This is a genomic window from Streptomyces sp. sk2.1, from assembly GCF_008120935.1.
Classification (GTDB): domain Bacteria; phylum Actinomycetota; class Actinomycetes; order Streptomycetales; family Streptomycetaceae; genus Streptomyces.
In genome coordinates this window covers 1-4,351 of record NZ_RDBO01000074.1, presented here as the reverse complement: position 1 = coordinate 4,351, position 4,351 = coordinate 1, and the positions used below count along the sequence as shown (strand labels likewise).

Below are 4,351 nucleotides of genomic sequence, written 5' to 3'. Positions count from 1 at the left end.
GTCCCCACCGACCAGCCCCTCCTCCCCCACAACGAGGTATCCGCAGATGAACACCGCTCTCGCGCCGATGCCACCCGCGTACGACTCCGGTGACACCGCCTGGCTGCTCGCCTCCACCGCCATGGTGCTGCTGATGACGCCGGGACTGGCGTTCTTCTACGGCGGCATGGTGCGCACCCAGCACGTCCTGATGATGATCAAGATGAGTTTCGCCGCGCTCGCCTTCGGCACGCTGCTCTGGTGGGTGATCGGCTACTCGCTGGCCTTCGGCCCGGATGTCGGAGGCGCCGGACTCATCGGCAACCTCGACCACGTGTTCATGCGCGGCATCGAGCTGAACACGCTCACCGGTCACATTCCCACCTACATCTACAGCACTTTCCAGATGGGCTTCGCGGTCATCACCGTCGCGCTGATCAGCGGCTCGATCGCGGACCGCGCCACGATGAAGGGCTGGCTCGTCTTCGTCGTCCTGTGGCTGCTCGTCGTCTACGTCCCCCTCGCGCACTGGGTGTTCGACCAGGACGGGTGGATCGTCGAGCATCTCGGTGCGCTGGACTTCGCCGGCGGCCTGCCGGTGGAACTCAACTCCGGCGTCGCCGGGCTCGCCGTGGCACTGGTGCTGCGGGCACCGCGCGACTTCGCCCGTCGCGAGGAGCGGCCCAACAACATTCCGCTCGTGACGATCGGTGTCGGACTGTTGTGGTTCGGCTGGTTCGGCTTCAACTCGGGTTCGGCACTCAGCGACCAGGGCACCGCGGCCGCGGCCTTCATCAACACCCAGCTCGGCGCCGCCGGTGCCATGGTCACCTGGCCGCTGGTCGAGAAGTGGCGCACCGGCACGGTCACCACCATGGGCGTGGTCTCCTCCGCCGTCGCGGGCATGGTCGCCATCACTCCCGCCTGCGGTGAGATCAACACGCTCGGGGCCGTGGTCACCGGCCTCGTCGTCGGGGCGGTCTGCGCCTTCGCCATCACGCTCAAGTACCGCTTCGGTGTGGACGACACGCTCGACGTGGTGGGCGTGCACGGTGTGGGCGGCCTGATCGGCCTGATCATGGTCGGTCTCTTCGCCACCGCGCGGATCAGTGGCAAGGAGGGGCTCTTCTACGGTGGCGGCTGGGGGCTGCTGGGCAAGCAGCTCGTCGCCATCGTCTCCGTGATGGCGTTCTCCTTCGTCCTCACCTGGGTCATCGCGAAGGTGGTCGATCTGGCCGTCGGCTTCCGCGCGCCGGACGAGTACGACAGCGTTCCCGGTACGGAGCGGGAACGCGCCTACGACTTCCAGACCGCCGAGCGGCTCGGTGCCCTGGTCTCCGGAAAGGCCGTGACCAGCGACGACGAGCTCGTCCGGCAGATCACCAAACTGTTGCGGGCCCGGGAAGAATCGAAGTGACGGCTTCCTTCCGGCCCGGGGTCGTCGCCGGCCCCGTCCGTCAGCACCCGGCGGCGGAGCCGCTGCCCGTTCCCGCGCCACATCCGCCGGCGCACCGGGACCCGCCCCACGAGATCGATCATCGGACGGGTCCCGGCGGCCGGACAATCGTCAGTCCGTGCTCCGGGACCGGCGGCGCATGACGAGGAGCGTGCCCGCGCCCGCGGCCACCGCTGCGGCGGCCGCTCCCGCGATCGGCAGTGTCGAGGAGCCGGTTTCCGCCAGGATGTCGCCGTTCGTCGTGGTCCCGTCGCCACCGACCGTCGACGAGCCGCCCGAGGCGTTGGCCGAGCCGCCGGAGGCATCGGCCGGGCCGCCCGTCGAACCGGTCGACCCGCCACCCGTGACGTCCAGGGTGATGTCGGCCCTGTCGTTGGCCTTGTCGGGGTCGAACGGTCGTGGCTCGGTGCTCAGGGCCACCCGGCCCTTGGCGTTCGTCACCCGCTTGTCGATCTTCAGCTCGAAGGTGTAGGTCTCCTGGCCGCCCTCGTTCAGCGACCGCATGCCGCAGATGTACGTCTTCTTGTCCTCGGCCCGGCAGAACTGGCCGCGCTTGACGACCGACGTCCCGGCGGGAGGCGTGATCATGACGCTGACGGACCGGTCCCCCGGCTTGGTCAGAATCCAGGCGGGCCCGGCGTTGGTGAACTTCACCTTCATCGTCACCGTGTCACCGACGCTCCCCTTCAGCGCGGCCCCCGTCACCTGGTAGTCGGCCGTGTTGACGGAGCTGATGGGCACGCTGACGACTCGTGCGGACCCCTCGCTCCCGGCCTGTCCCTCGACCAGTTTCACCGCCGGTGCGGTTCCCGCCACCGGCGTAGTGCCGTTCTCGTCCGCTCCGGGATCGACGTCCCAGACGTTCACGCGCAGCTCGTCGTTGTACGCGCGGTCCAGTGCCCCGACGCGGAGGGGCTTCTCGGGCGTGTAGACGGTGCCCGGCTCCACCACTTGGTCGAACGCGCACACCGCGATCGTTCTCTCGGGCATCTCGTCGTAGGACGGGACCCGGTGTGTCAGGCAGTTGGAGGGAACCTCCGCGAAGTCGAGTCCTCGGGTGACGCCGTAGGAGACCCACACCTTCTCGGCCGCCCCGGTGCCCTTGTTCGCCACGGTCGCCGACAGGTCGAAGCTGCTCCCGGGTTTCAGCCCCTTGACCGGCTCGACGCCTCCGACGACCAATTCGGGTGCGGTTTCATCGCCGAAGGCGGCAGGAGCCGTGGCCAGTGCGATCAGGCCGGCGACGCCGAGAGCGGCGGCAGCGGCGCGGGAGGCGCGACGGTGGTGCGAGGGTATCGGCATGGAGGGATCCTCTGCTGGGACGCGGGGAAACGGACGGTGGCTTCCAGGGGAAAAGCTTTCCGGTCCCTAGACTCGTATCGGTCTCGAACGGTTGCGCGGCCGGTGTCTCCTCCACCGTGCGCTCCCACCTGCCGGACGCCGTGGGCCCCGGTCCGGAGGCGATCGCCGAGGGCGTCGGCCTCTCGCCCCCGGCGGCAGCCGGCGCCGGTCGTCAGGCACCGGCGAGACGCCAGAGCGAAGTGACCTCGGCGGCACGGGCGACGTGGAGGGGATCTGCGGTGTCCCCCGCTCGTGGATGCCGCGGCCGGGTGTCGGTCCTGTCCACCACGTGCAGGCCCGCTGCCTCGATGTCGGCCAGGAGTTCGCCGCGCGTCCTGAGTCCGAGGTGCTCGGCCAGGTCCGACAGGATGAGCCATCCTTCGCCTCCCGGTTCGAGATGCGCGGTGAGTCCGTCCAGGAAGTCGCGGAGCATGCCGCTGCCCGGGTCGTAGACGCCTTGCTCCACGGCGGAGGTGGGCCGGGCCGGAATCCAGGGCGGATTGCAGACGACGAGGTCCGCGCGCCCTTCGGGAAACAGGCCGGGGCCCACGACGTCGACGCGCCCCGTGAAGTGCAGCCGGTGGACGTTCTCACGCGCGCAGGCCAGGGCGCGCGGGCTGATGTCGGTGGCCACGACGTGGTCGATCCCCCGGCGGGCCAGGACCGCGGCGAGTACTCCCGTCCCCGTCCCGAGGTCGAACGCGGTACGGCGGCCCGTGCGACGGGCCGTCGGCGCGGGAAGCGGCGTATGTGCGACGAGGTCGACGTATTCGCCCCTGACCGGGGAGAACACGCCGTAGTGCGGATGGATGCGGGCGTCGAGGGCCGGGACCTCCACGCCCTTCGTGCGCCACTGATGCGCTCCGATCACGCCCAGCAGTTCCGTGAGCGGGACGGCCATCGGCGTGGACGGCGGACCGTACGCCTCGGTGCATGCCCGGCGCACATCGGGGGCCCTGCGCAGGTTCAGGCGGTAGTCGTCCTCCAGCAGGACGAGGAGCCTGCCGAGCACGCGGGCACGGTGGCCCCGGGCCCTGCGGTGCAGGTGGAAGGCGTCTGCCGGGCTGCCGCCCCGCCGGGAAGGTTTCCGGTCGACGCGGCGGCCCAGCGCCCGCAGCAGTTGACGTGCGTTGTGGAAGTCGCCCTGCCACAGCAGGGCGGTTCCCTCGCAGGCCAGACGGTGGGCTGTGTCGGCTTTCATCCGGTCGTCCGCGCCGATGACCCGGCTGGGCGGCGGTGTCGTGCTCTCGGAATGCCAACGGGCGGAACGGGGGGTGTTCGTCTCGGTCCAGTGGATCGTGGACACCACATACTCCTCGTGATCGAACGTGCGGGGGCACGAAGAGCACTTCGACGAGGAGCAGGGGAAACCGGCCCGTGCCGCGGCACGGGCGCGTGTCCGGACAGGTAGGGGGCTACCGCTCCCGCGTCGAAGCGCGGGAGGAGAAGTCGCCGAGAACCATGCCGAGCGTCACGAACAGCCCTTTCGGAGAGACGGGGTACGAGGCTCGCACAGCCTTGACTTCGCGGGCAAGCCGGCCCGCGGGGCGGGCGGGGAAGGCCGTCCCGCGGGCG

3 protein-coding genes are annotated in these 4,351 nt (G+C 70.2%); 1 reads left to right on the top strand and 2 read right to left on the bottom strand.

The genetic code is table 11. The features are described from left to right. Positions 1-46 precede the first annotated feature (46 nt). Positions 47-1,396, top strand: a complete 1,350-nt coding sequence (locus tag EAO76_RS26570; protein WP_148838501.1) for an ammonium transporter — start codon at positions 47-49, stop codon at positions 1,394-1,396. A 150-nt stretch (positions 1,397-1,546) separates the two neighbouring features. Here the strand turns inward: EAO76_RS26570 and EAO76_RS26565 are convergent, their stop codons facing one another. Further along, positions 1,547-2,737 carry a DUF11 domain-containing protein gene (locus EAO76_RS26565; protein ID WP_148838469.1) on the bottom strand — a complete coding sequence of 397 codons (1,191 nt, stop codon included), beginning with the start codon at positions 2,735-2,737 and terminating at the stop codon, positions 1,547-1,549. A 211-nt stretch (positions 2,738-2,948) separates the two neighbouring features. Continuing rightward, complete coding sequence (locus EAO76_RS26560; RefSeq protein WP_148838468.1) at positions 2,949-4,082, bottom strand: class I SAM-dependent methyltransferase; 1,134 nt, start codon at positions 4,080-4,082, stop codon at positions 2,949-2,951. Between the last annotated feature and the right edge of the window lie 269 nt (positions 4,083-4,351).

Excerpts from the sequence above, each read along its gene's own strand:
- EAO76_RS26565 (WP_148838469.1), bottom strand. The coding sequence starts at position 2,737 with ATGCCGATACCCTCGCACCACCGTCGCGCCTCCCGCGCCGCTGCCGCC.
- EAO76_RS26570 (WP_148838501.1), top strand. The coding sequence starts at position 47 with ATGAACACCGCTCTCGCGCCGATGCCACCCGCGTACGACTCCGGTGAC.